General features: G+C 65.1%; 22 protein-coding genes. 10 read left to right on the top strand and 12 right to left on the bottom strand.

The window, feature by feature from the left end; translation table 11 throughout:
• Positions 1-164: 164 nt before the first annotated feature.
• From MUU56_RS12705 to MUU56_RS12690, 4 genes are all read right to left on the bottom strand, one after another.
• Entirely contained in the window at positions 165-2,582 is a 2,418-nt protein-coding gene (locus MUU56_RS12705; RefSeq protein WP_244767669.1) for an aerobic carbon-monoxide dehydrogenase large subunit, read from the bottom strand.
• Positions 2,579-3,079, bottom strand: a complete 501-nt coding sequence (locus MUU56_RS12700) for a (2Fe-2S)-binding protein (protein ID WP_244767668.1) — start codon at positions 3,077-3,079, stop codon at positions 2,579-2,581. The genes MUU56_RS12705 and MUU56_RS12700 overlap by 4 nt, the downstream gene beginning before the upstream one ends.
• 67 nt (positions 3,080-3,146) lie before the next feature.
• Positions 3,147-4,010 carry an FAD binding domain-containing protein gene (locus tag MUU56_RS12695; protein WP_244767667.1) on the bottom strand — a complete coding sequence of 288 codons (864 nt, stop codon included), beginning with the start codon at positions 4,008-4,010 and terminating at the stop codon, positions 3,147-3,149.
• 127 nt (positions 4,011-4,137) lie between these two features.
• The gene (locus MUU56_RS12690) at positions 4,138-5,328 is read right to left on the bottom strand and encodes an MHYT domain-containing protein (protein ID WP_244767666.1); all 1,191 of its coding nucleotides are present in this window, start codon (positions 5,326-5,328) and stop codon (positions 4,138-4,140) included.
• A gap of 225 nt (positions 5,329-5,553) precedes the next feature.
• Here MUU56_RS12690 and MUU56_RS12685 point away from each other — a divergent pair, with 225 nt between their 5' ends.
• A complete protein-coding gene (locus tag MUU56_RS12685; protein ID WP_244767665.1) occupies positions 5,554-6,543 on the top strand; it encodes an aldo/keto reductase in 990 nt (329 codons plus the stop codon).
• Between the two features lie 72 nt (positions 6,544-6,615).
• Positions 6,616-7,677, top strand: a complete 1,062-nt coding sequence (locus tag MUU56_RS12680) for an aldo/keto reductase (protein ID WP_244767664.1) — start codon at positions 6,616-6,618, stop codon at positions 7,675-7,677.
• A gap of 86 nt (positions 7,678-7,763) precedes the next feature.
• On the opposite strand, the gene MUU56_RS12675 is transcribed toward MUU56_RS12680, so the two are convergent.
• The 7 genes from MUU56_RS12675 to MUU56_RS12645 all read right to left on the bottom strand — a co-directional run bounded on the left by MUU56_RS12675 (position 7,764) and on the right by MUU56_RS12645 (position 14,933).
• Positions 7,764-8,606, bottom strand: a complete 843-nt coding sequence (locus MUU56_RS12675; RefSeq protein WP_244767663.1) for a transporter substrate-binding domain-containing protein — start codon at positions 8,604-8,606, stop codon at positions 7,764-7,766.
• A 34-nt stretch (positions 8,607-8,640) separates the two neighbouring features.
• Positions 8,641-9,420 (bottom strand): ABC transporter ATP-binding protein, encoded by a 780-nt coding sequence (locus MUU56_RS12670; protein ID WP_244767662.1) that lies wholly within the window; start codon positions 9,418-9,420, stop codon positions 8,641-8,643.
• Positions 9,417-10,139, bottom strand: a complete 723-nt coding sequence (locus MUU56_RS12665) for an ABC transporter permease (protein ID WP_244767661.1) — start codon at positions 10,137-10,139, stop codon at positions 9,417-9,419. The genes MUU56_RS12670 and MUU56_RS12665 overlap by 4 nt, the downstream gene beginning before the upstream one ends.
• A complete protein-coding gene (locus tag MUU56_RS12660) occupies positions 10,136-10,858 on the bottom strand; it encodes an ABC transporter permease (RefSeq protein ID WP_244767660.1) in 723 nt (240 codons plus the stop codon). Before MUU56_RS12660 ends, MUU56_RS12665 begins: the two co-directional genes overlap by 4 nt.
• A gap of 69 nt (positions 10,859-10,927) precedes the next feature.
• On the bottom strand, positions 10,928-11,779 hold the full coding sequence (locus tag MUU56_RS12655; RefSeq protein ID WP_244767659.1) for a transporter substrate-binding domain-containing protein: 852 nt from the start codon (positions 11,777-11,779) through the stop codon (positions 10,928-10,930).
• Positions 11,780-11,839: 60 nt separating this feature from the next.
• Entirely contained in the window at positions 11,840-13,516 is a 1,677-nt protein-coding gene (locus tag MUU56_RS12650; protein WP_244767658.1) for a M28 family peptidase, read from the bottom strand.
• Positions 13,509-14,933, bottom strand: a complete 1,425-nt coding sequence (locus MUU56_RS12645; protein ID WP_244767657.1) for a M20 family metallopeptidase — start codon at positions 14,931-14,933, stop codon at positions 13,509-13,511. The genes MUU56_RS12650 and MUU56_RS12645 overlap by 8 nt, the downstream gene beginning before the upstream one ends.
• Before the next feature lie 138 nt (positions 14,934-15,071).
• Between MUU56_RS12645 and MUU56_RS12640 the strand changes: the two genes are divergently transcribed.
• Entirely contained in the window at positions 15,072-15,701 is a 630-nt protein-coding gene (locus MUU56_RS12640; RefSeq protein ID WP_244767656.1) for a GntR family transcriptional regulator, read from the top strand.
• A 315-nt stretch (positions 15,702-16,016) separates the two neighbouring features.
• Here MUU56_RS12640 and MUU56_RS12635 read toward each other — a convergent pair whose 3' ends face one another.
• Positions 16,017-16,856, bottom strand: a complete 840-nt coding sequence (locus MUU56_RS12635) for an IclR family transcriptional regulator (protein WP_244767655.1) — start codon at positions 16,854-16,856, stop codon at positions 16,017-16,019.
• A 211-nt stretch (positions 16,857-17,067) separates the two neighbouring features.
• Here MUU56_RS12635 and MUU56_RS12630 point away from each other — a divergent pair, with 211 nt between their 5' ends.
• The 7 genes from MUU56_RS12630 to MUU56_RS12600 all read left to right on the top strand — a co-directional run bounded on the left by MUU56_RS12630 (position 17,068) and on the right by MUU56_RS12600 (position 25,414).
• Positions 17,068-17,967 (top strand): aminotransferase class IV, encoded by a 900-nt coding sequence (locus MUU56_RS12630; RefSeq protein ID WP_244767654.1) that lies wholly within the window; start codon positions 17,068-17,070, stop codon positions 17,965-17,967.
• Positions 17,968-18,000: 33 nt separating this feature from the next.
• Positions 18,001-19,548: an ABC transporter substrate-binding protein gene (locus tag MUU56_RS12625; protein ID WP_244767653.1), complete on the top strand. Its 1,548-nt coding sequence runs from the start codon at positions 18,001-18,003 to the stop codon at positions 19,546-19,548.
• A 75-nt stretch (positions 19,549-19,623) separates the two neighbouring features.
• Positions 19,624-20,562: an ABC transporter permease gene (locus MUU56_RS12620; protein ID WP_244767652.1), complete on the top strand. Its 939-nt coding sequence runs from the start codon at positions 19,624-19,626 to the stop codon at positions 20,560-20,562.
• Positions 20,559-21,434 (top strand): ABC transporter permease, encoded by an 876-nt coding sequence (locus tag MUU56_RS12615; protein ID WP_244767651.1) that lies wholly within the window; start codon positions 20,559-20,561, stop codon positions 21,432-21,434. Before MUU56_RS12620 ends, MUU56_RS12615 begins: the two co-directional genes overlap by 4 nt.
• Before the next feature lie 2 nt (positions 21,435-21,436).
• A complete protein-coding gene (locus MUU56_RS12610; protein ID WP_244767650.1) occupies positions 21,437-23,248 on the top strand; it encodes an ABC transporter ATP-binding protein in 1,812 nt (603 codons plus the stop codon).
• Position 23,249: 1 nt separating this feature from the next.
• Entirely contained in the window at positions 23,250-24,587 is a 1,338-nt protein-coding gene (locus tag MUU56_RS12605; RefSeq protein WP_244767649.1) for an aminotransferase family protein, read from the top strand.
• Positions 24,584-25,414, top strand: coding sequence for a hypothetical protein (locus MUU56_RS12600; protein WP_244767648.1), 831 nt, complete (start codon positions 24,584-24,586; stop codon positions 25,412-25,414). The genes MUU56_RS12605 and MUU56_RS12600 overlap by 4 nt, the downstream gene beginning before the upstream one ends.

The following is a 25,414-nucleotide window of genomic DNA, read 5'->3' as shown; positions in this document are numbered from 1 at the left end:
AGGCCTGCCGGCACCTTCTCCCCGCAAGCGGGGAGAAGGAGAACGATGCACCGTTTTCCCTAAACAAGATGAAGGAAGGCCAAGCCTCCTGCCCCTTCTCCCCGCTTGCGGGGAGAAGGTCGCGGCAGCGGGATGAGGGGCGAAACCTGCGCATCGGACCAATCCTACACCGCGCCGAGCGTCTTCGCCGCCTGCCAGTTGCGCCAGAAATCGTGCGGCATCTGGATATGCGTCGATCCCAGGAACGAGAAGGCGTCGTTGACGGCGTTGGAGAAGGCCGGCACGCCGCCGACATTCGGGCTTTCGCCGACACCCTTGGCGCCGATCGGGTGGTGCGGCGAGGGCGTGACGGTGAAATCGGTCTCCCAATGCGGCGTTTCCACCGCCGTCGGCAGGAAGAAGTCCATGAACGAGCCGGTCACCACATTGCCGTTCTCGTCGTAGCGGATCTCCTGGCCCATGGCGATCGCGAAGGCTTCCGTCAGCCCGCCATGCACCTGCCCCTCGATGATCATCGGGTTGATGCGCGTGCCGCAATCGTCGAGCGCGTAGAAGCGGCGCACCTTGTAGACGCCGGTATCGACGTCGATATCCATGACGCAGAGATAGGCGCCGAAGGGATAGGTCATGTTCGGCGGATCGTAATAGCTCACCGCCTCCAGGCCCGGCTCCATGCCGGGCGGCGGCGCATTGTAGGCGATCCAGCAGATGTCCTTCATGCCGAGGAATTTTTCCGGCAGGCCCTTCACGCGAAAACCGTCGATATCCCATTCGAGGTCGTCCTCGTGCACCTCCAGCCGGTAGGCGGCGATCATCTGCGCCTTGGCCTTCACCTTGCGCGCCGCCATGGCGATCGCGGCACCCGCGACGGGCGTGGAGCGCGAACCGTAGGTGCCGAGCCCGTAGGGCGCGGTGTCGGTGTTGCCTTCCTCGACCATGATGTCGTCGGCGGGAATGCCGATCTCCGTGGCGATGATCTGCGCCCAGGTCGTCTCGTGACCCTGGCCCTGGCTTTTCGTGCCCATGCGGGCGATGCCGGCACCGGTCGGGTGGAGCCGGATCTCGCAGCTGTCGAACATGGCGATGCCGAGGATGTCGCAGTTCTTCGACGGGCCGGCGCCGACGATCTCGGTGAAGAAGGAAATGCCGAGGCCCATGATCTCGCGGGTCTCGCCGCGCTGGAAGGCCGCGCGCTTTTCCGCCTGCTCGCGGCGCAGGCCGGCATAATCCACCACCTCCATCATCTTCTTCATGGCGGTGTGGTAGTCGCCGGAATCATATTCCCAGCCGAGCGCCGAGTGATAGGGGAACTGCTCCTGGCGGATGAAATTCTTCAGCCGCAGTTCGGCCGGGTCCATGCCGAGCTTCTGGGCGAGGATATCCATCGCCCGCTCGATGCAATAAGCCGCCTCCGTCACCCGGAAGGAGCAGCGATAGGCGACGCCGCCCGGCGCCTTGTTGGTATAGACGCCGTCGACCGCGAGATGGGCGGTGGGGAAATCATAGGAGCCGGTGACGATGTTGAAGAAGCCGGCCGGCCATTTCGACGGGTCGGCACAGGCATCGAAGGCGCCGTGGTCGGCGAGCACATGCACGCGCAGGCCCGTGACCTTGCCCTCCTTCGTCGCGGCGATCTCGGTCGTCATGTGGTAGTCGCGGGCGAACGAGGTGGCGCAAAGGTTCTCGATGCGGTCCTCGACCCATTTCACCGGCCGCCCCGTGACGATCGAGGCGACGGCGGCGCAGATATAACCCGGATAGGCGCCGACCTTGTTACCGAAGCCGCCGCCGATATCCGGCGCGATCACATGGATCTTGTGCTCGGGAATCTTGGCGATCAGCGCCACGACGGTGCGGATGACGTGCGGCGCCTGGAAGGTGCCGTAGATCGTCAGTTCCCCCTTCACCTTGTCGAACGAACACAGGCACTGGCAGGTCTCCAGCGGGGAGGGGTGCGTGCGGTGATAGGAGATCATCTCCTTGATCGTCACCTCCGCCTTGCGAAAGGCGGCATCCGTCAAATCCCGGTCGCCGACGGTCCATTCGAAGATGTGGTTGTGGTGTCTTCGCGGGCCGTGCGCGCCTTCCGTCTTGCCTGCGAGGTCCTCGCGCAACACCGGTGCATCGGGGTCCATGGCGTGGAACGGATCGACGAGGACAGGTAGGGCCTCGTACTCCACCTCGACCGCATTGATGCCGTCATCGGCCGCATAACGGTCGGTGGCGACGACGAAGGCCACTTCCTGGTTCTGGAACAGCACCTTGCCGTCCGCCAGCACCATCTGCACGTCGCCGGCCAGCGTCGGCATCCAGGCGAGGTTGACGCCCTTCAGGTCCTCCGCCGTCAGCACGGCGAGCACGCCCGGCACTTTCAGCGCCTTCTCCTTGTCGATCGATTTGATGCGGGCATGGGGATGCGGCGAGCGGACGAAATCGCCGTGCAGCATGCCGGGCAGCTTGACGTCGTCGACGTAATTGCCCTTGCCCTGGGTGAACCGGATATCCTCGACGCGCTTGCGCTTGCAGCCCATGCCTTCGAGTTTGGCCTCGCGCTCGGCGCGCGTGATGGTCATGTCGTTCATTCCGCAGCCTCCCTGAACTCCGTGCCGTTGATCTTGGCGGCAGCGTATTGGATCGCCTTGACGATGTTCTGGTAGCCGGTGCAGCGACAGAGATTGCCGGCGATGCCGAAGCGGATCTCCTCTTCGCTCGGGTTGGGATTTTCCTTCAGCAGGCGGTGGGCGCGCACGATCATGCCGGGCGTACAGAAACCGCATTGCAGCCCGTGCATCTGGCGGAAACCCTCCTGGAGGGCCGACAACGTGCCGTCCGCATTGGCCATGCCTTCGATGGTGGTGATCTCGGAACCTTCGGCCTGCACGGCGAAGACGGTGCAGCTTTTCACCGACATGCCATCGAGATCGACGGTGCAGGCGCCGCAATGGGTGGTCTCGCAGCCGATATGGGTGCCGGTCAGGGCGAGATTTTCGCGGATGAAATGCACGAGCAGCGTGCGCGGCTCGACAAGGCCCTCGACCTCGCTGCCGTTCACCCGCATCGTCACATGGGTCTTTGCCATCGTTTCCTCCTAGAGTTTTTACGCATTTCCGGACGGAAAACCGCTTCGCACTTTTCCTGGAAATGCTTTAAGCGGCTCTGGCCGCAGCGCGCTTCAGCGCCCGCATGACCATGATGCCGCCGACATGCGTGCGGTATTCGGCCGGGCCGCGCCCGTCGGCGGCCGGCTGCATGACGGCGCGGGCGAGGTCGGCGGCCTTGGCCAGCGTCGCCTCGTCGAGCGTGATGCCGATCACGCAGGCGGCGGCGTCCTCGGCGAGAAGCGGCGTCTCGGACAGGTTGGTGAGGCCGATGCGACAGGTCGCCACCTTGCCGGCGGAGAGCGTCAACACCACCGCGGCGGCGGCCGTCGCATAGTCGCCGATCTTCCGCTTCAGCTTCTCGTAGGCGTAGCCGTGGCCGGACGGTGGAACCGGGATCGCGATTTCGGTCAGGAGTTCGCCGGGCTCGAGCGCGGTGAAATAGGCGCCCTGGTAGAAATCGACGGCATCGACGTCGCGTACGCCGTCCGGCCCTTCCAGCCGGTAGCGCGCGCCGAGCGCCATCATCAGCCCCGGCATGTCATTGCCCGGATCGCCATTGGCGACATTGCCGCCGAGCGTGCCGCGATAGCGCACCTGCGGTTCGGCGATCTGCAGCGAGGTTTCCTTGACGATCGGCACGAGCGCCGCGATCTCCGGCGAGGCCACCAGCTCATGCTGGGTGGTCATGGCGCCGATGACGAGCGTGTCGCCCTCGCGCCGGATGCCCTTCAGCGCGCCGATGCCGTGCAGGTCGACGAGATGCTCGGGCGTGGCGAGGCGCAGCTTCATCATGGGAACGAGGCTATGGCCGCCGGCAAGCGGACGCGCTTCATCCCCGAGGCTGGAGAGCAGTTTCACCGCATCGGCAACCGATTGCGGCCGATGGAACTGGAACGGGCCGGGTATCATGGGTCTCCTCCGCTATAACGGAGGATCAGCATTTTCCTCGGGCGACGGACAGGCAAGGAGACGGCCGGCTTTCCGGCACCAGCGCCGGATTTCTGCACGAAAGGCGGCTTTGCCCGCACGAATTGCGTCAGGCACTTTGACCTATGGCATCGTTCCGGTGCGGGCCGTCACGCCGGCTGAGGCCCAGCCGCGCCTTCAGCTCGGAGATCTTCGTCCGGCTCACCGGAACGAGATGCGGGACGGCGCCGCCAAGCTCGACGACCGCGCCATCTCCCTCCTTGCGCATCAGCACGATATGCGGCACGGCGACGATATGGCTGCGGTGGACGCGCAGGAACGTCTGGGGACAGAGCTGCGATTCCATTTCCGAGATCGACCAGGCGCACATGCGCTCGCGTTGCCCGTCGTGGACGAGCGTGTAGTGTGCATCGGCGCGGACGCTGCGGATATCGGCCGTCTCGATGAACCGGATGCCGTCCGCGCCGTCGACGGGAACCTTGGTGACCAATGGCCGGGCCGGCTGGCCGAGACCGGCCAGCGGAGCCGCCCTGTTCGCCCGGATGGCGGAAACGGACGGATCGGGCCGCTCGGTCTCCGCCTTGAGATGCGCTTCCGGCACGAGGAGAAGCAGGAAGCCGCCGGCGACCAGGAAACAGAGCAGCGCCACGACCAGCGAGAGGACCTGCTGCGAGGCGACGAGCCCGTCCATGGCCATGGCATGCCCGCCAGCGGGGCCGGGCTCGAAATGCATGCCGTACATGGCCGTATAGTGCATGCCGGAAACGGCGATGCCGAAGGCGACGGCGCTGAGCGCCAGCCGCAGGCCGCCATGGCGCGCGATATAGATGCGCAGGCCCCCATAGGCCGCGCCGATGGCGATCAGCAGCGACAGCGCCACCATCGGATAATCGTGGCGGATGGTGAAAGGCCCCGCGAGCCCATGGATGCCGACATAATGCATGGAGGCGATGCCGAAGCCGAGAAGCAGCGCCGCCCAGAGCACGCGCATGCGCGAGGGACCGCCGATGCTGACGAAATAGAGCGAAATGCCGACGACAAGGGCGCAGATGAGGAAGGAGACGAGCGTCGGCAGCACGAGATAGGCGGCGTCCTGCGGCAGGGGGGCGGCCATCATGCCGATGAAATGCATCGTCCAGATGCCGACCGCCAGGAAGCCGGCCGCTCCGGAAAGAAGCAGCCGCCGGCCGGTATAAACCGAATTGCCGATCCGCGCCGCGAGGGCGAAACCGGTATAACCTCCCAGTATCGCGACCAGCACCGAAAGTGCGACGAGATACGGATCGTGTTCCTCGAACATCGTCGTTCCCACCGTACCCGTTCCTCCCCGGGCCGGCTTTCTCCTTATGCAGACGAGGGTACATCCCTCGTCCAGAGATTGGCAAGCGACCCGCCGGAAATGCCGGCGGGCTCGCGGTTCCTGGTCTTTCCAGCTAAACGGATTGTCTGCCGCAAAAAGGGGCGCGCTCCGAAATCCTGCGCGACTTGAAACAGAACGGATCTCGTAACGGGGGACAAGTGGGCGATGGCCGAGCGCTTCAATATGGCATCGAACCGAAACGAGCTTTCCGATTTGGTCGTTTTCCTGACAATTCTCAGGCACCGCAGTTTCCGGAAGGCTGCCGATCAGCTTGACGTCTCTGTATCGGCGCTCAGTCATCGCATGAAGGCGCTGGAGGCGCCTCTCGGTGTCCGCCTGCTCAACCGCACGAGCCGCAGCGTATCTCCGACCGCTGCAGGTGCCGCCCTTGCGGAAAAGGTGGCCACCGGCCTCGATCTCATCAGCAGCGGTCTTGAAGACCTGCAGGGTCGGTTCAGCGGCTCGCGCAAGCATCTCATGGCTTCGCTCGACCAGAGCCTCAAGCGCATGCAGCTCGACTACGTGGATATCTTCTATTCCCATCGTCCCACCCTCGACGTGCCGCTGGAAGAAACGATGGGCGCCCTCGTGCAGATGGTGCGCCAGGGCAAGGCACTCTATGTCGGGATCTCCTCCTACGGCCCCGAACGCAGCCGCGAGGCCGAGCGCATGCGCGCCGAAGGCGTTCCCCTTCTCATCCACCAGCCTTCCTATTCCATGCTGAACCGCTGGATCGAGGATGGCCTGCTCGATACGCTCGACGAACTCGGCGTCGGCTGCATCGCCTTCTCCCCGCTGGCGCAGGGCCTCCTCACCTCGAAGTACCTGAACGGCATCCCGGATGACGCCCGCGCCGCCAGGGGTGGCTCCTTCAAGGAAAAGCTGCTGAGCGAGGACAATCTCGCCCGGGTGCGTGCGCTCGACGCCATCGCGCAGCGCCGTGGCCAATCGCTGGCGCAGATGGCCATCGCCTGGGTGCTGCGCGACCAGCGCATCACCTCCGCCCTCATCGGCGCGCGCAATGTCGCTCAGTTGGACGATTCCCTCGATGCCCTGAAGAACCTCTCCTTCTCCGCCGAGGAGCTGAAGGATATCGACCGCTGTGCCATGGAAGGTGGTATCGATCTCTGGCGCGGCCTCGACAGCCACGCCTGACGCCTCGCAATGCCGCGGCTCGGCGCTGCTGTCCGGCCGCGGTCCCCGCATCCGATTTCTGGAGGATTACCGATGGAATACCGTCTGCTTGGCCGTTCAGGCCTCAAAGTCTCAACAATCACCATGGGCACGATGACCTTCGGCGGCAAGGGCTGGGCGAGGACCGTCGGCGACCTCGGCGTCGCTGATGCGCGCAGGCTGGTCGACCTTTGCCTCGACGCCGGCGTCAACCTCATCGATACCGCCGACGTCTACTCGCAGGGCGCTTCCGAGGAGATCCTCGGCGAGATCATCGGCGGGCCGCGCAAGGACGGCGTGCTGGTCGCCACCAAGGCCCGCTTTCCGATGGGCGAGGGCCCGAATGACGAGGGCTCTTCCCGCCACCATCTCATCCGGGCCTGCGAGGCCAGCCTCAAACGGATGAAGACCGACGTCATCGACCTCTACCAACTGCACGAATGGGACGGGCAGACGCCGCTAGAGGAGACGCTGGAAGCCCTCGATACGCTCATGCGCCAGGGCAAGGTCCGTTACATCGGTTGCTCCAACTTCTCCGGCTGGCACATCATGAAGGCGCTCGGCGTCAGCGAGAGGGAGCGCTACCAACGCTTCGTCAGCCAGCAGATCCACTACACGCTGGAAACGCGCGACGCGGAAAACGAGCTGCTGCCGATCAGCCTCGACCAGGGGCTTGGCGTCCTGGTCTGGAGCCCGATCGCCGGAGGGTTGCTCTCGGGCAAGCACCGCCGCAACCAGGCCGCGCCCGAAGGCACACGCCAGTTCGCCGGCTGGACCGAACCGCCGATCCGTGACGAGGACCGCCTCTGGAACATCGTCGATGCCCTCGTCGACATCGGGGAGGGTCGCGGCGTCTCGGCGGCCCAAGTCGCCCTTAGCTGGCTGATCGGCCGGAAGGGCGTGACCTCGGTGATCATCGGCGGGCGCACGGAAGCCCAGTTCAAGGACAATCTCGCTGCCGCCGGGCTGAAGCTCAGCCCCGAGGAGCGCAAGCGGCTCGACGATGTCAGCCGGCCCTGGCTACAATATCCCTACTGGCATCAGAGGAACACCGCGAGCGGCCGCCTCGGCGATGCGGACCTCAGCCTCATCGAACCGTACCTGAAGGACGCCTGACAGGCGCGCCGGGAGTGACATTAACGGGCATCGAACGAGATCGCCGCCACATAGGGCGGCGATCCGCAGATGATGAGAAGTTGACGTCAATGGGGTGTCAGATCGAAACCGAACCACTTTTCCGACAGGCGCTTGATGGTGCCGTCGGCGATCGCCGCACCGATCGCCTCGTCGAATCTGGCCTTGAGGCCGGTGTCCTCCTTGCGCATGCCTACGGAGCTGCCGGCGCCGAGCATGCCGCCCTGGAATCGCGGGCCGGCGATGACCATGTCGGAATTGGCCGGCTTCTCGACCGCGGTCACCAGGTAGCCCATCGAGGCCATCGTGAGATCGACACGTCCGGCGACAAGGTCGAGGTCATGCTGCTCGGTGGTCTTGTATTCGCGCACTTCGACCGCGTCCTTCAGGTATTCATCGATGAAGCGGGCGGCGATGGACGCGGTCTGCACGCCGATGACCTTGCCTTTGAGCAGCGGCTTCAGCTCCTCCGCGGCCTTGCGCGCGCCGGCTTCGTTGGTCGCCAGCGAGAAGAGTTCGCCCGTCATCGGCAGATTCGTGAGCGGGCTTCCCTTCAGCGTGGCGAACGACTGGCCGGTGCTGCCGTAGGAGATGGAGAAGTCGATGATTTCCTTGCGCTTGTCGGTGGCGGACATGCCGGCCATGATCGCGTCGAACTTGCCGGCGGTGAGCGCCGGGATCATGCCGTCGAAGGCCTGGGCGATGAAGGTGCATTCGATCTTCATGCGGGTGCACAGGTCGTTGCCGAGCTCGACGTCGTAGCCGTCGAGCGTGCCGTCGGGACGGGTGAGGTTGTAGGGCGGGAAGGCGCCCTCGGTGGCGATGGTGATCTTGTCCCCGGCCGATGCGGATGGCGCAAAGGCGGCGGCGACGGCCAGCGTCGCGGCCAGGGCGATCGTATGTTTCTGCATTGAGTTCCCCTTTTCGTTTCCGTGCAGTGATCGGTTATTTGCTGATGAACTGTCGGAAGCGCTCGGACCGGGCGTTGCCGAAGACCTCCGCCGGCGGTCCCTGCTCCTCGATCTCGCCCTTGTGCAGGAATACGACGCGGCTCGAGACGTCCCGGGCAAAGCCCATCTCGTGGGTGACGACCAGCATGGTCCGCCCCTCTTCGGCGAGCGCCCGCATGACGCGCAGCACCTCGCCGACCAGTTCCGGGTCGAGCGCCGAGGTCGGCTCGTCGAACAGCATGACCTTCGGCCGCATGGCGAGCGCGCGGGCAATGGCGGCCCGCTGCTGCTGACCGCCGGACAGATGCGCCGGATAGGCGTTCCGCTTCTCGGCGATGCCGACCTTCTCCAGGAGCGCCTCCGCCTCTTCGATGCATTCCGCGCGCGGTCGCTTCTGCACATGGATCGGCGCTTCGATCAGGTTTTCGAGGACCGTCTTGTGGGTCCACAGATTGAAGCTCTGGAACACCATCCCAAGGCCGGTGCGGATCCGGTCGACCTGCCGCTGATCGGCGGGCCGGCTCTTGCCGTGCGCCGCCGAGATGAGGCGGATCGTCTCGCCGGCCACGGTAACGGTTCCGGCATCGGGCGTCTCCAGCATGTTGATGCAGCGAAGCAGCGTGGATTTGCCGGAGCCGGACGATCCGAGGATCGAGATCACCTCACCCTGGTATGCTTCGAGGGAGATACCCTTCAACACCTTGACGGGGCCGAAGCTCTTGTGCAGGTCCTTCACGACCACCACGGGTTCGGACGGGGTTTCGGACATGGTCATGGGCTGTCTCCAGTCACCCGCGGGCGGGTTGGCAGGGGCTGGCGCAGATGGCCGCTCAGCCGGTATTCGAGGAAAGCGACGCAGCGCGTCAGGACGAAGTTGATGGCGAGATAGATGGCGCCGGCGACGAGGAAGACCTCGATCGCCCGGTAGGTGTCGGAAATGATCCTGGCCGCGACGCCCGTGATCTCCATGATCGTGATGATCGAGGCGAGCGATGTGGCCTTCACCATGGAGATCATCTCGTTGCCGTAGCCGGGCAGTGCCTGGCGGATGGCGAGCGGCAGCACGATGCGCCGGAAAGCGAGGAACCGCGACATGCCGCAGGCCCGCGCCGCCTCGATCTGCCCCTGCGGAACCGAGAGCAGCCCACCGCGGATGATCTCGCCCGAATAGGCGGCCGTGTTCATCATCAGCGCGATGACGGCGCACCAGTAGGGTTCCCGCAGGATCGGCCAGACGGCGCTGTGGCGCACTTCGGGGAACTGGCTGAGGCCGTAGTAGATCAGGAAGATCTGCACCAGGAGCGGCGAACCGCGGAAGACGTAGATGTAGAAGCGCGCCGGCCAGTCGAGGATGCGCAGGCCGGACGTGCGGCAAAGCGCGAGCAGCAAGGCCAGAACGGCGCCGAGACCCACTGCCGTCACAGCCAGCCGGAGCGTCGTCGGCACGGCCGCGATGAGCTCCAGGAAGGTCTCCCACATGAAGACGAGGTTCATGACGCCCTCCCGGTTCCGCGGCGGCTGTGCTTCTCGGCCAGTTGCAGCGCGAGGCCCGAGACCGTGGAGATCGCGAGATAGAGGGCGGCGGCGACGACATAGAAATCGAACGGCCTTCCGGTCGAGCCGGCGCCGATCTGCGACTGGCGGAGCAGTTCCACAACGCCGGTGATGGAGACGAGGGCCGACTCCTTCAGCACGACCTGCCACACATTGCCGAGGCCGGGCAGGGCGTGGCGCAGCGTGAGCGGGGCAACGATACGGCGGAACCGCAGCATCCGCGACATGCCGCAAGCGACCGCCGCCTCGATCTCGCCGGGATGGACCGCGCGAAAGGCGCCACGAAACACCTCCGTGTGCTGCGCCCCCGACGTGACGCCGACGGCAAGGGCGCCGGCGAGAAATCCGGGAAAGCTGATGAAGCCCTCGTTGCCGAACAGCCGACCGGCCGCCGAGATGACGGCAGACCCTCCGAAATAGAAGAGGTAGATGACGAGCAGGTCCGGAATGCCGCGCAGGACGGTGGTGTAGGTGCCGGCGGCGGCGCGGGCCACCGGCCCGCCGGAGATCTTCGCCCAGGCGCCGAAAATGCCGATGACGGCCCCGATCGCAAAGCCGCATACGGCGATCAGCACGGTCATGACGGCGCCGACGGCCAGCGCGGCGCCCCAGCCGTCCGGCCCGAAGCCGAAGGTTTCGAAAAAGCCAGGTGAATTCATGCGCGATCCTTCCGCACGCTGTCAGCGATCAATGAGGGACCGCCCCGCGATGACGGGGCGGCGACCTCTCTACTGGTCAAAGGACGGCGTCAGGTCGAGCTTGCTCCATTTTTCCGAAAGGCTCCTGATGACCCCTTCGGCGGCGGCCTCCTTGATGGCGGCGTCGAATTTTTCCTTGAGCTCCGTCTCGCCCTTGCGCAGACCCATGGCCACTTCCGTTGCCAGCATGGCGCCCTTCAGCAGCGGACCGGCCATGGCGAGATCCTCGTTTCCGGGCTTGGCGAGCATCGAGGTGCCGTAGACGCCGCTGTCGAAGCCTGCGTCGATGCGGCCCGCCTTGAGGTCGAGGTCGCGCTCGGCGGAGTTCTTGTAGGTGCGAACCGTCACGGTGTCGCCGAAATAGGCGTTGATCAACTGTTCCTGGCTTGTCGACTGGACGACGCCGATGGACTTGCCTTTCAGCGCGGTTCCGATTTCGGCCATCACCGGATCGGCCGTCGCCTTGTCGTTGAGGTTCAGCCGCTCGCCCGCCATGGGCAGCGCGGCGACAGGGCCATCCTTGAGGACGATGAAGGTGGCGACGCCGGAGGCATAGGGTACGGTGAAGTCCACCACTTCCCTGCGCTTGGCATTGATGCCCAGCGTCATGATCAGGTCGAACTTGCCGGCGTTGAGACTCGGGATCATCGCACTCCATTCGCCGGTGATGAGTTCGCATTCCACCTTGGCCCGGGCGCAGAGATCATCGATGACCTCGACGTCGAGACCCGTGAGAGCGCCCTTGGAGTCGAGCGCGTTCCATGGCGGGAAGGCACCTTCGATGCCCACCTTGACATGGGTCCAGTCCTTCGCGCCAGCCGGTGCGACGGCTGCGGACAGGGCCATTGCGGTCACGGCCGCAAGAATTCCCAATTTGGTCATTTCGAATTCCCCTTTCTTCGAACCGGCCTTTTGTCCGGTCCTGTTGAATCGTGCTGGCGGCTAGAGTGCCGCCAGCGCGGCTTGGGCTTCCCGCAATGCGTATGCGGCAAGATTCCTGCATTGCCGCGCATGCACGGCATGAAAGAGCGCGTCCTCGCCCGCCTCAGCGGCCGCCAGTGCGCGCAGCCCGTCGAGGGACGGCCAGGGCGCATGGGGCAGGGCGCTGTCGTGAGCGAAGCGATTGCCTTGCGTGTAGTTGAGCGGCACCAGCAGCCGGGAGACCCGCATCAGCGCCCGATTGATCGCGTGCGCTTCTGCGCCGGTCGCCGAGGCCGCTTGCACCCTGACCGCCTCGGCCAGCTCGCCGAACCGCTGCGCCTCGGCGATCAGCGGCGTGACATCGAACCGGCCGGCGAGATCGGTGCCGATGCGTTCGAGCTCGCGCTGCAGCGAGGCCGCGGTGGCGCCGTAGTCGAGCGGCAGCACCTCGTCCGTCAGCAGCCTGTCCAATACGCGCAGCACGATGCGCGTGTCGCGGACGAGATTGGCGGGATCGATATGCTCGGCGGTGTCTTGCGGCGTGTGCCACCACCAGCCGAGCGCCGTCGGCATCCTGATGGGCCCGGGCGGCTGATGGCTGAGACTGCCGAACATCGAGGGCAGGCCCACGCCCCAGAAGGACTGGTCGGCCGCCCGGCCGTGGCGCCGCCCGGCATGCACCTGCCCGGTCTCCGCCAGCACGGCCTCGGCGGCAAGCGCCTTCAGCTCGTCGATGACGGCGGAATTGGTAAGGACATCGGCACCTTCGCCGCCCGTGGAATCGACGTTGACATGCGCCACGCAGCGCCGGTCGAGTTCGTCCCAATATTCGTCCGCATACCAGGCCGACCCCGAATAGCGCCCATGGGAATGGCCGGACCAGAAGCAAAGGCGCAGGCCCCGGCGCCAGCGGTCGCGGCTTTCGGCCAGCAGCCGCGCGGCCTCCAGCATGGTGGCGTTGGCCCCGCCATTGTCCATGACGCCGAAGTGCCAGGTATCGTGATGGCCGGAGAACAGGACGAAGGGCCGTTCGTCATCGGTCGTATCGACGGCGTCGAGCTCCGCGACGAGGATCGGCGTCTTGCGCCAGCCCGTGTCGACGCTCGCCCACATGGTGGCGCTGACGGTCTCCCCGGATTTGCAGCGCTGCCGCAGAGCCGCGCCGGCTTCCGCGGCGATGGTGCAGATCACGGCGGCCGGCAGTTGATCGCGGGTGAGCTGCGAAGGACTGCCCCAGACCGGCGAGACGCACATCTCGTAGAGCAGTTCGTTCGGGCTGACATGAATAAGCCCCGCGGCGCCGTGGTCGCGCGCCTGCGCTGCGACCTCTTCGGTCGCAATCCCATCGACCAGAACGATCCGCCCCTGCGCGTCGAGGCGGGCGAAATCCGCCGGGCCGCCGTCGCCGCCATAGACGACCTCGGCCGTCAGGCCGCCGGCAGGGCTGGAGGCGGACATGGAATGAGTGATGCAGCGGATATCACCGCCGTCGACCTTCAGCCGGGCCTCGCCGGGCAGGCTGATATAGGCATCGTGCTCGATGATCCGTGTCGCATAGCCATAGGAGGCCATCTGCCGCTGCAGATAAGCGAAGCTCTCGCGCTCCTGCGGCGTGCCGGAGAGTTTCACACGCCTGGCGAATTCTCCGATATGGGCCATCAGCCGGTCACGGTCCGGCTCGAAGGAACGCTCAGGCATCGGCCTTCTCCGGCAGCGGCGGATTGACGTCGTCAGGGATCGGATTGACGAAAGGCGTGCCTTCCAGCCGGGCAGCATGGTCGGCTTTGGCGGCGGCGATCTCCCGTGGATCGGCAAAGAGGTCGACCGCCGTGCCGGCCATGACCTTGGCCGCGTGGATCATGCCCTTGTGCGCGGCCGGCAACTTGCCCTGGGCGACGAGTTGCCAGGAATGGCCCGGCGTTCCCACGGCATAGGTGGCGCCGCGCATCTGCACCGTCGGCACCACCCAGCTGACCGTGCCGACATCGGTCGAGCCGACCAGCGTTCCGTCGCCGCTTTCCGGCGGAAAGATCACGTCGCAAAGGGGAACGCCCTTGCGCACCTTGAGGCCGAAACGCCCGAACGAAGCGGCGATATCGGCATCGCTGAACGTGCCCTGGAATTGTGCCGCGCGATCGCGGTCGGCATCGTCGAACTCCGGAGGCCCAAGGCGTTCGAGGTTGCGGTGCATCAGTTGCTCCAGCGGCGTGTTGCCGACCAGATTGGCATCGCCGCTCACCACCGCGTCGCTGACGGACGTTCCCGTCATCAGGGCGGCGCCCCGGGCGACGTTCTTCACCCGTTCGACGAGTTCGAGCAGTTCCGGCAGTGTCCGCGCCCGGACGAGATACCGCACGGATGCCCGGGCCTGCACGACATTCGGCGCATGGCCGCCGGTATCTGTAATGGCATAGTGGATGCGCGCGGTGGACGGCATGTGTTCGCGCAGATAGTTCACGCCGACATTCATGAGTTCGACGGCATCGAGCGCGCTGCGCCCCAGATGGGGAGAGGCCGACGCATGCGAGGCGCGTCCGGTGAAGCGGAACACGATTTCATTGCAGGCAAGCGACAGGGGATTGTTGACGCCGGCGAAAGCGGCGGGATGCCAGGAAATGGCGATGTCGACATCGTCGAAGACGCCGGCGCGGACCATGAAACCCTTGGAGGAACCGCCTTCTTCGGCCGGGCAGCCGTAGTAGCGTACGCGGCCCGGCAGGCCGTTCTTCTTCAGGTAGTCCTTGACGGCCGCGGCCGCCAGCATGGAGCCGGACCCGAGCAGATTGTGCCCGCAGCCGTGGCCGTTTCCACCGTCCACCATCGGCCGTTCTTCGGCGACGCCCGCTTCCTGGCTGAGGCCGGGCAGAGCGTCGAATTCGCCGAGGATGGCGATGACCGGGCCGCCCTCGCCGGCCTCGCCCATGAGGGCGGTGGGCATGCCCGCAATGCCGCGCTCGATGCGGAAGCCTTCCGCCGCCAGCATCGCCGCGTGCTCGGCGCTTGAGCGATACTCCTCGTAGTTTGTTTCAGGCGTGTCCCATATGCGGTCGCTGAGGGCCGCAAAGGCCGGACCCTTCTCATCGACCAGCGCCCAGACCGCATCCGCATTCTTCATCGATCCGCCTCGATTTCAATGTTATCCAAAATTGGCACCAATTTATGCGCCGATTTTGGATTTACGCAAGGGCCGTCGCCGATTATATTTTTCGCACGAAGCACCTTGCGGCTCGACGCTATGGGGAGATTGGGGCGGATGAAGACGGTGAAGCCGAAGGAAAGCGAGGCGGCGCAGACCGTCGACGTGACGGACCTCATCCTCAACGATATCCAGACGGGCGTTCTGGCGCCGGGATCCTGGCTGAAGCAGATCGACCTTGAACGCCGCTATGGCTGTGGCCGGCCGGACGTTCGGCGTGCCTTGGACCGCCTGACGCAAAAGCGGATCGTCGAGCACGTTCCGAACCGCGGCTACCATGTGTTCGAGCCGGATGGGGATCGTGCACGCCAGGTCAGCGAGATTCGTATCTTGCTGGAAACAGGCGTTGCGGACAGAATCATCGACAATGCCACGGCGGGCGCGATCGCCGAACTGCGCCGTCTTGCCGACCAGTTCGATGCGGTCATCCTGGATGGAACGACGATCGACCTCTATGAGGCCAACCTGGCGTTTCACCACGCCTTGCTCTCGCTCTGCGGCAACGACGAACTGGTAAGCCTCGTAACGGAGATCCGCCAGCGCACGTCGTCAGCGCCGGTCTCACAATGGATCACGCGCGCCCGCATCCAGCAATCGAGCCTGGAGCACTACGAGATGGTCGATGCCATCAACATGAAGGATGTCGAGAAACTGAAATCAGTGATTGTCCGGCACATCCGTCAATAGTTGGTTCCAAAAATCGTTGTCCCACCCGTTCGAAATAGCGGCTTTGACTGTTCAGATCACTTCAAGAGTATGCGCTCGATACGCGCCAGACACCTGCAAGATTTCCTCAAGGCTGCCGTGGGGCTCATGCCTGCTGAATAGCAAGCCTGGGGTGGAATTCGATCATTTCAATTGGGCTGGAACGATTGCTGCTCATTGTTGTCAATGGGCCTCCTCTCCTCCGCAAAGCAAGGTGAGTAGGCCGGATGAGATTCATATCCGGACAGCGGAGGTGGACACTAATTTGTAGAGGCTGGGCGTCATCAAAGTCCGCTTTTATGGTCTGACCTGTAGCATCGGTGCATCGAGAACCGGCTGGATCTCCTCCTCCAGCCGCCGTGCCTCGGTGCGAAGCATCTCGACGAGACTTTCGCGGCGGGGCGGGGCGAGTCTCTGCGTTATGGCGGTGAGGTGGATGGCGCCGGCCGGCTGTCCGTCTGAGCGCCTCAAGGCCACCGCGATGGCAGCCATGCCGGTGATGTCGGCCATTTCCTTGTAGATGTGCGTGTCGTTGTAGCTGTATCCGTGCTCTCGGGTCGTGGCGATCATCGATCGGATCTGGTCGTCGCTGAATGCAAAGCGCGATCTTTCCATCTTCTGTTGCGCCAGAACCCGTTCGATTTCGGCATCCGTCATGGCAGCCAGCATCGCCAGGCTGCCCGCTCCGACACCGAGTGGTCGCCGGTCGCCGATGTTGAGGGTCAGGACCCGGATCGGGAAGGCGCCCTCCCGCGCATCGAGGCAGACCGCATGGTCGCCGGATCTGCCGATGAGGTAGATCGTATCCTGTGTCTTGCGGACGAGCCGGGCCAAGGATGGTTCGGAAAGCTTGGCGACCGCAAAGCGGTTGCGCGCCGCCGAGGCGAAGCTGAGCAGCTTGATGCCCACGAAGTACCGAGCCGTCTCCGGATCGAAATCGACGAGGCCATGGTCGCACAGGCCGTTGACCAGGCGATGCGCGGTCGTCTTCCCGAGCGCCGTGGCCTCGACCAGATCGGCAAGGCGCAGCCCCTGCGTGGATGCGCGCGATAGCGCGTCCAGTATGACCATCAGGCGCTCCGCGCTGCGCGGACTGTCGCTCGCCGACTGCTCTGGCAGATCGTCCTGCTTCTTCACCTTGCCGTCCTTCCGTTTCGAACGCACCGAACGACCGTTTTCAAAAAACAAGCATTTTGGAACGGTCTGGATCTTCGAATTTTCATACCGTCTCGGCAATTCCGCCGCAAGCCGCCTGATCGACGGATATTTTCATGCGAATGCCGCTTGACGATGTTCCATTTTTTATGTTTTAAACAATAAAAATCGGAACAGTTAGGAGCTAAGCAAGATGCCAGAGCCCATCGCTTACGTGAATGGAGAGTTCCGTCCGGAGTCTGAGGCCTCCATATCGATCCTCGATCATGCGGTTCTCTACGGAGACGGCGTGTTCGATACGGTCTTCGGCTGGAAGGGCCGCATCTTCAGACTTGACGAGCACATCGAGCGCACGTTCCAGTCGATGGCGGCGATCGCCCTGGATCCGCCATTCTCCCGGTCAGAACTGAAGGCGCTCGTGCTGGAGGCAGCCCGGCGCAACGGCTTCGAGAATGCCTACATCAAGTGGATCGTCACGCGCGGCGTGAACGGACGGCCGTTGATGGACCCGCAGGGTTGCGTCGCGAACCTGATCATCATCGTGCAGCCCTATCTGGAGCGCGTTTCGGCGGAACGGGCCGCCCGCGGCGTTGCTCTGAAGACGGTCGCATGGCGGCGGCCGTCGGGCCAGGTGCTCGCGCCCCAGGTGAAGAGCCTCAACTACCTCAATCTCGTCATGGCCAAGATGGAGGCGAAGGCGGCGGGTGCCGACGAAGCGCTGCTGCTGACGCTGGACGGCCATCTGTGCGAGGCGACCGGCTGCAACATCTTTCTCGTGAAGGACCGGCGGCTGCTGACACCCGACCGCGACATTCTGTTCGGAATCACGCGGGCGGCCGTCATCGAGCTGGCGCCCAGCCTGGGCTTTACCGTGGAGGAGGGCGCCTTCGGGCTTTATGACGCCTATACGGCCGACGAGATTTTCGTCTGCAGCACGGCTGGCGGGCTGCTGCCCGTCTGCCGCATCGACGGACGCACTGTGGGCGGCGGTGCGCCCGGTCCGGCCTTCGCGTGCCTGTCGGCTGCATATGGAGCTCTCATCAATGCACCGGAGGCCGGTCCGGCCTACCTGACGGTCGAGACTGCCGCATGAATCGCGACTGACAACAAAGCAAAGGGGAAAACCATGACACGCAGTGCATTTTCAGCAGCCGTGGCATTCTGCATGCTAGCGGCTCCCGCCGTCGCGCAGGAGCCTAAGCGGGACCTCGTCGTGGCGACGTCCCAGGCCGACGCCGGCAAGCTCGATCCGCATCTGGCCTCGGCAGGCGCGGACAAGGGGGTCCTGAACTGGGTATTCAACGCGCTGGTGCGCATCAGGCCGGGTGAGACGAGCCCTGAATTCATCGAACCGGACCTTGCGGAAAGCTGGACGTCGAGCGCCAACGGAACGGAATGGACGTTCACGCTGCGGCAGGGCGTGGAGTGCCATGGCGGCTACGGCGAATTCACGGCGGAGGACGCCGTCTACTCCATCAGGCGGGCGGCAAACAAGGAGACCTCCGCCTTCTCCGGCGACTTTGCCGCACTCGACAGGGTCGAGGCGCCCGATCCATACACGGTGAAGGTCACGCTCAAAACCCCCATCCCGAGCCTGCTCGGCCTGCTGTCGAACTATCATGGCGGGCTGATGGTCTGCGGCAAGGCGGCCGAAAAGCTCGGCGCAGACTTCTCCACGCATCCGATCGGCACCGGCCCGTTCGAGTTCGTCGAGTATCTGCCGCAGCAATACATCAAGCTGAAGGCGAACGTGGCGTATTTCCGCGGCACGCCTCAACTCGATACCGTCACCTACCGCTACATACCGTCCGACGCGACGCGCGACCTGGCTTTCCAGTCCGGGGAAGTCGACATGATCTTCGGGCGGCAGAACAACCAGTGGGTGGAGCGGACGCAAGCGGTCCCCGGCGCGGTGGTCGTCGGGATGGAACCGGCGGAACTGAATTCGCTCTATCTCAACAAGACGGTCAAGCCGCTCGACGATATCCGCGTTCGCCAGGCGATCGCGCACGCCATCGATCGCAAGCTGATGGTTGCCTTCACCGGCGACAAGGTGGCGCGCGAGGCGATTTCCGTCGTGCCGGACGGCAATCTCGGAGTCGTGGATGCCGGACTGTTTCCTTACGACCCCGAAAAGGCGAAGGCGTTGCTCGCCGAGGCGGGCTATCCCGACGGCATAACCCTCAAGACGATCCAGTCGAGTCTTCCGGTCCTGCTCAAGATCATGGAGACGCTGCAGGCAGACCTGAAGAAATCCAACATCACCCTGGACATGCAGGTCGTCGATCACCCGACCTACATGGCCGACATCCGCAAGGACCTGTCCCAGGTCACGCTCTACCAGGCCGCACGCTTTCCCGTGGCCGACGTCTACCTGACGCAGTTCTTCCATTCCCGCTCGACGGTCAATACGCCCGGCGGCGTGGTCAATTTCTCGCACTGCGACGCCGCCGATGCCGAGATCGACGCGGCAAAGCGGGAACTTGACCCCGTCAAGCAAAAGCAATTGTGGAAGACCGCGCAGGAGAAGATTGTCGCGGATGTTTGCGCGGTTCCCTTCTCCGAGCAACTGGTCGTCTGGGCCTGGAACGGCGCGCTCGATCTCGGCTACGACCTGCAGGGCTCCCTCAACCTCGTGCCGCAACTGACCGAACAGACGCACTTTACCAAGTGACTGCGATAATCTGAGGTCCATCCTTCCGTGCCGGGGGTGCGGAAGGCCATGCCTGCAAGGCGGAAATTCATCATCATGCTATCATTCCTCATTCGCAGAATTGCCCTGGCGCTGACAACCGGCTTCGTGGTGCTGACGCTCGTCTTCGTCGTCGTCCGCATCCTGCCCGGAGACCCGGCGCAGGTGATCCTTGGCGACATGGCGTCGGAAGAGAGCTTGACGGCGCTGCGCCAGCGGCTCGGGCTCGACCGTTCGCTGCCGGCCCAGTATCTCGACTTCGTCGGCGGCGCGCTCTCCGGTGACTGGGGCGAGTCCATGGTCACCGGCCGCCCCGTCGTCACCGAAATCATGACGGTGCTGCCCTGGACCATCGAACTGACCGTGGTCTCGCTCCTTCTCGGCACGGCGGTCGGCGTTCCGCTCGGCGTCTGGGCGGCCGTCAATCGCAATCGTGCCGTTGACTATGCGGTTCGGGTCGTCTCGCTGCTCGGCCTGTCCTTTCCGGCCTTTGTTTCGGCGGTCATCCTGTTGCTGGCCTTTGCCATCCAGCTTCGCTGGTTTCCGGTGATCAGCGCCCGGAGCGGCAGCGTCGGGGCCTGGTTCCAGTCCATCACGCTGCCGGCCTTGAGCCTCGGGCTGATCATGGCCGCCTACATCACCCGCGTCACCCGTTCGGCGATGCTGGAAGTGCTGTCCGAGGACTACGTGCGTACGGCCCGCGCCAAGGGCGTGCCCTGGCCCGCCGTGGTCAGGCGGCACGCCCTGCGCAATGCCCTTCTCCCCATCATCACCGTGGTCGGCCTGTTCCTCGGCATCCAGATCGGAAACTCGGTGCTGACGGAAATCGTCTTCAACCGGCCGGGGCTCGGCAAGCTCATCGTCGGCGCGCTCAACCAGCGCGACTACACGATGCTGCAGGGGATGATGGTCATCTACACGCTGATCGTCGTCTTCGTGAACATGCTGACCGACATCGCCTATGGCCTTGCAGATCCGCGAGTGAAGCTACAATGACCCATGCTGCTCTTCCCGGCGCGCCGCGCGGCGCCTTGCGCGCCCTGGTCCGCGTCTTCAACGTCAACAAGACCTCCTGGGTGGGGCTTTCCATCCTGCTTGCCGTGATCGTGATCGCCGTCTTCGCGCCGCTGTTCACGGCACACGATCCCCTTGCCCAGGACGTCACGCACCAGCTTTCCGGCCCGTCTGTGGAGCATATCTTCGGCACGGACGAATATGGCCGCGACACCTGGGCAAGACTGATCTACGGCGCCCGCGTTTCGCTCGCTGTTGGCATTGCCTCGACAGTGATCGCCATGCTGGTCGGCTCGGCCATCGGTCTGCTGGCCGGCTGGTACGGCGGCCGCTTTGACGCCGTCATGATGCAAATCATGGATGTGCTGCTCGCCTTCCCGTCGCTCATCCTCGGGCTGGTCATCGTCGCCATGCTCGGCGCCACGACGCCGAACATCGTCTTCGCCATCGCGCTGACCTCGATCCCGCCCTTCGCGCGGATCGCGCGGGCGCCGACCATCGCGCTCAAGGAGCGCGACTATGTCGAGGCCTGCCGGTCGCTGGGCTATTCCGACGCGCGCATCCTGCTCGTGCATATCCTGCCCAACATCGCCGCCGAGATCGTCGTGATGGGCTCGCTCTGGCTGGCCAACGCCATCCGCACCGAGGCGTCGCTGGCTTTCATCGGGCTCGGCATCAAGCCGCCGACCCCGACCTGGGGCGGTATGATCCGCTCCGGCTTCGAGAATATCCTCGACAGCGCCTGGCTGGCCGTTGTGCCGAGCCTTGCGATCCTGATCGTCATCTTCGCCCTCAACCTGCTCGGCGACGGCCTGCGCGATGCGGTCGACCCGAAGCTCAAGAACGAGGTGTGAAAATGGGCGAACCCGTGCTTTCCGTCAGGGATCTGACGACGTCCTTTCGCGGGCCTCAAGGGTGGACTCCCGTCGTCAAGGGACTTTCCTTCGATCTCAAGCCGCGCGAGACACTCGCCATCGTCGGCGAGTCCGGTTCCGGCAAGAGCGTCACGGCGCTGTCGCTTCTCAAGTTGGTGCCGGAGGCCAACGGCCGGGTCGAGGGCTCAGCCCTGCTCGGTGGTCGCGACCTCGTGTCCTTGCCGGAGGCGGAGATGTGCCGCATCCGCGGCAACGAGATCGCCATGATCTTTCAGGAGCCGATGACCAGCCTGAACCCGGTGCTGACCGTCGGCGACCAGATATCGGAGGCGTTGATCCTGCATCGCGGCATGGACAGGGCCGCGGCCCGGGCCGAGGCGCTGCGTATCCTCGACCGCGTCCGCATCCCGGCGGCGCGTGAGCGTCTGGACGAGTACCCGCATCGCTTTTCCGGCGGCATGCGCCAGCGTGTGATGATCGCCATGGCGCTCGCCTGCCGGCCGAAGGTCCTCATCGCCGACGAGCCGACGACGGCGCTCGACGTGACCGTGCAGGCCCAGATCCTCGACCTGATCCACTCTCTTCAGGACGAGTTCGCCATGGGGGTGGTCTTCATCACCCATGACATGGGGGTGGTCGCGGAAATCGCCGATCGCGTGCTGGTGATGCTGCGCGGCGACAAGGTCGAGGAAGGCGAGACCACGCAGATCTTCGACAGGCCGGCCCACGCCTATACGCGGCGGCTGCTCGCCGCGGTTCCCACGTTGGGCTCGATGCGCGGCGAGGCAGCGCCGAAGAAGATGCCGGACTTCGTGGAAGGGGACGAAAGCGCCAGCCCGGCGGCAGCGCCGGGTCACGCGCCGGCCTATCACGACGAGCCGCTTCTTGAGGTGGAAGGTCTGACGACCCGCTTCGAGATGCGCAGCGGGCTTCTACGGCGCGTCTCCGGCCGCGTGCACGCGGTGGAAAACGTCTCCTTTTCGCTGGCGCGGGGTGAGACGCTCTCGCTGGTCGGGGAATCGGGCTGCGGCAAGTCGACGACCGGACGCTCTATCCTCCGGCTGGTCGAGCCGCTCGCCGGTTCGGTCCGCTTCGAGGGACGCGAGGCGATCGGCATGGGTGGGGCGCAGTTGAAGGCGCTGCGCCGCGACATGCAGATGATCTTCCAGGATCCCTATGCCAGCCTCAATCCGCGCATTCCCGTCGGCAGGGCGATCGCCGAACCCATCGTCGTGCACGGGCTTGCCGGCCGGCGCGAGGCGGAGGAGCGCGCCGCTGGTCTGCTGGAGAAGGTGGGGTTGGAGCCTGGCATGGCGGCCAGGCTGCCGCACGAATTCTCGGGCGGCCAGCGCCAGCGGGTCTGCATCGCCCGTGCGCTCGCTCTCTCGCCCAAGCTGATCGTGGCAGACGAGGCCGTTTCCGCCCTCGACGTCTCGATCAAGGCCCAGGTGCTCAACCTGATGCTCGACCTGCAGTCCTCGCTGGGGCTTTCCTACCTGTTCATCTCGCACGACATGGCGACCGTCGAACGCGTCAGCCACCGCATCGCGGTCATGTATCTGGGGGAGATCGTGGAGATCGGCCCCCGCGCGGCGATCATAGAGAACCCGCAGCATCCCTACACGCGCAAGCTCCTGTCCGCCGTACCCGTGCCGGACCCCGCACGGCGCGGCGCCCGTCCGCCGCTTCCCGCCGAAGACCTGCCCAGTCCCGTTCGCGCGCCGGACTTCGTTCCGCCCGAACGGATCTGGCGCACCGTTTCGCAAGGCCATCTGGTCCAGGAGTCGTCCTGACATGCACAACCATTCTCCTGTTTTCTACCGCGACCTCAACGCGGTCCCGCCGTCCATCGTCAGGGGTGAAGGCTCCTACCTGGAGGATGCGTCCGGCCGCCGCTATCTCGATGCGTCGGCAAGCGCCGGCGTGGTCGGCATCGGCCACGGCCGCTCCGAGATATGGGATGCCTTGGCCGCGGCGGGGGACAAGGTCACCTTCGTCTACAACGCGACTTTCACCCACCCCTGGCAGGAAGAGCTTGCCGGCCGCATCCTTGCCATGGCGCCTTCCAACATGGCCGGCGTCTACTTCACTTCGGGCGGGTCCGAAGCGAATGAATCGGCCTGGAAGCTCGCGCGCCAGTATTTCGTCGAGCGGGGCAAGCCCCAGAAGTACAAGGCGGTCGCAAGATGGCTCAGCTATCACGGGGTGACGCTCGCCACGCTGTCGCTGTCCGGCCGCACCAGCTGGCGCGAGATCTATTCGCCGCTGCTCCTGCCCGTGGCGCGCGTCGCCCCGCCCTACGAATACCGTTGCAGGATATGCGGCGGGGGCCGATGCACGCTGGCGTGCGCCGACGATCTGGAGCGCACGATCCTGATGGAAGGACCCGAAACGGTCGCGGCGTTCTTTGCAGAACCCATCGTTGGAACCACGGCAGCCGGCCTCACGCCGAATCCGGGCTATTATCGCCGCATCCGCGAAATTTGTGACCGCTACGACGTGCTCTTCGTCGCCGACGAGGTGCTGTGCGGTTACGGCCGCACCGGCCACCCCTTCGCGATCTCGGGCTGGGATGTCGCGCCGGATATCGTCACGCTCGGCAAGGCGATCGGTAGCGGCTATGCGCCGCTGGGGGCAATGGTCGTGTCGGAGAAGATCCGCGAGGTCTTTGCCGCCGGCAGCGGCCGCTTCGTCCACGGCCTTACCTACAGCGGCACGCCCTCCGCCTGCTTCGTCGGAAACCGGGTGCATGAAATCATGTCCCGCGAGGGGCTCTTCACGCGCGGCGCGGAGATCGGGCGCTATCTGGAGGCCGGATTGCGTGCGCTTGCGGATCGGCACCCGGCGATCGGCGACATCCGGGGACGCGGTCTGCTGTGGGGCGTCGAGTTCGTCGAGGACCGCGAGACGCGACGGCCTTTCGACCCGAAGGTCGGCTTCACCGCGAAGATCGTCAGCCACATGCGCGTAAACGGGATTCTCGTCGCCGCCGGCATTCCCGGCATCAACCATGGGCAAGGTGGCGACCACATCCAGATCAGCCCGCCCTTCACCATCAGCGAAAGCGAGATCGACGTCCTGCTCGACGGTCTGGACGAGGCGCTGAAGCGGTATGGGAGCGTTCCGGCATGATCACGCTGGGCTCCGTGACGGACCTTCGTCCCGAACATGCCGGCCGGGTCGTTCTGGTCGGCTCACATGGCGGCCACGCGACGGGCGAGTATGCGCTCGCATTCGCGATAGCCTCGCTGATGTGTCACGACGCCGGCATCGGGCTGGAGGAGGCCGGGGTCGAAGGGCTGACGGTTCTTGCGAACCAGTCCGTTCCGGCAATCGCAATCGATTACCGTTCGGCACGCATTGGCGATGCGCAGGACATGCTGGCCCGCGGCCGCGTCAGCCGGGCGAATGCGCCCGCCGTCGCGCTGGGCATCTTCCCCGGAAGCCGGGCCGCGGATGCGGCGGCGTTGCTATCCGATCGAGCAGGGCAGGCAACGGCGCTTTCCGGGGCAACCGGTGACGCCATCTTTCGTCGCCGGGAATGCTCGCTCGGCCCCGGTCGACGCCTTGTCTTCCTCGACAGCGCATCGTCGATCACGCCTTTCGACAACGGAGCCATCATCGTTACGGGCTCTCACGGCGGGCTGCCGGCCGGGGCGGCGGACCGCGCGATCAAGGCACGCCCCTTGATCGCCATCTTCAACGACGCCGGCGTCGGCATCGACACAGCGGGCATCGCGCGCCTGCCCGTGCTGGATCGGCAGGGGGTGGCCGCGGCCTGTGTCAAGGCCGCGTCGGCCAGGATCGGCGACGCCCGGTCCACCTACGAAACCGGCATCGTCTCCTTTGCCAACGAAAAAGCGCTCGCCCTCGGCGCACAGCCCGGCACGCGGATACGCCATCTCATCGGCAGCCTGACCGGCATCGCCGCTGATCAATTTCCAACATGGGACACATGA

Origin of the sequence: Shinella yambaruensis, from assembly GCF_022899355.1 — a bacterium.
Classification (GTDB): Bacteria; Pseudomonadota; Alphaproteobacteria; order Rhizobiales; family Rhizobiaceae; genus Shinella; species Shinella yambaruensis.
Note: the sequence above shows the minus strand (reverse complement) of the source record. Positions and strands in the feature narration are given on the sequence as shown.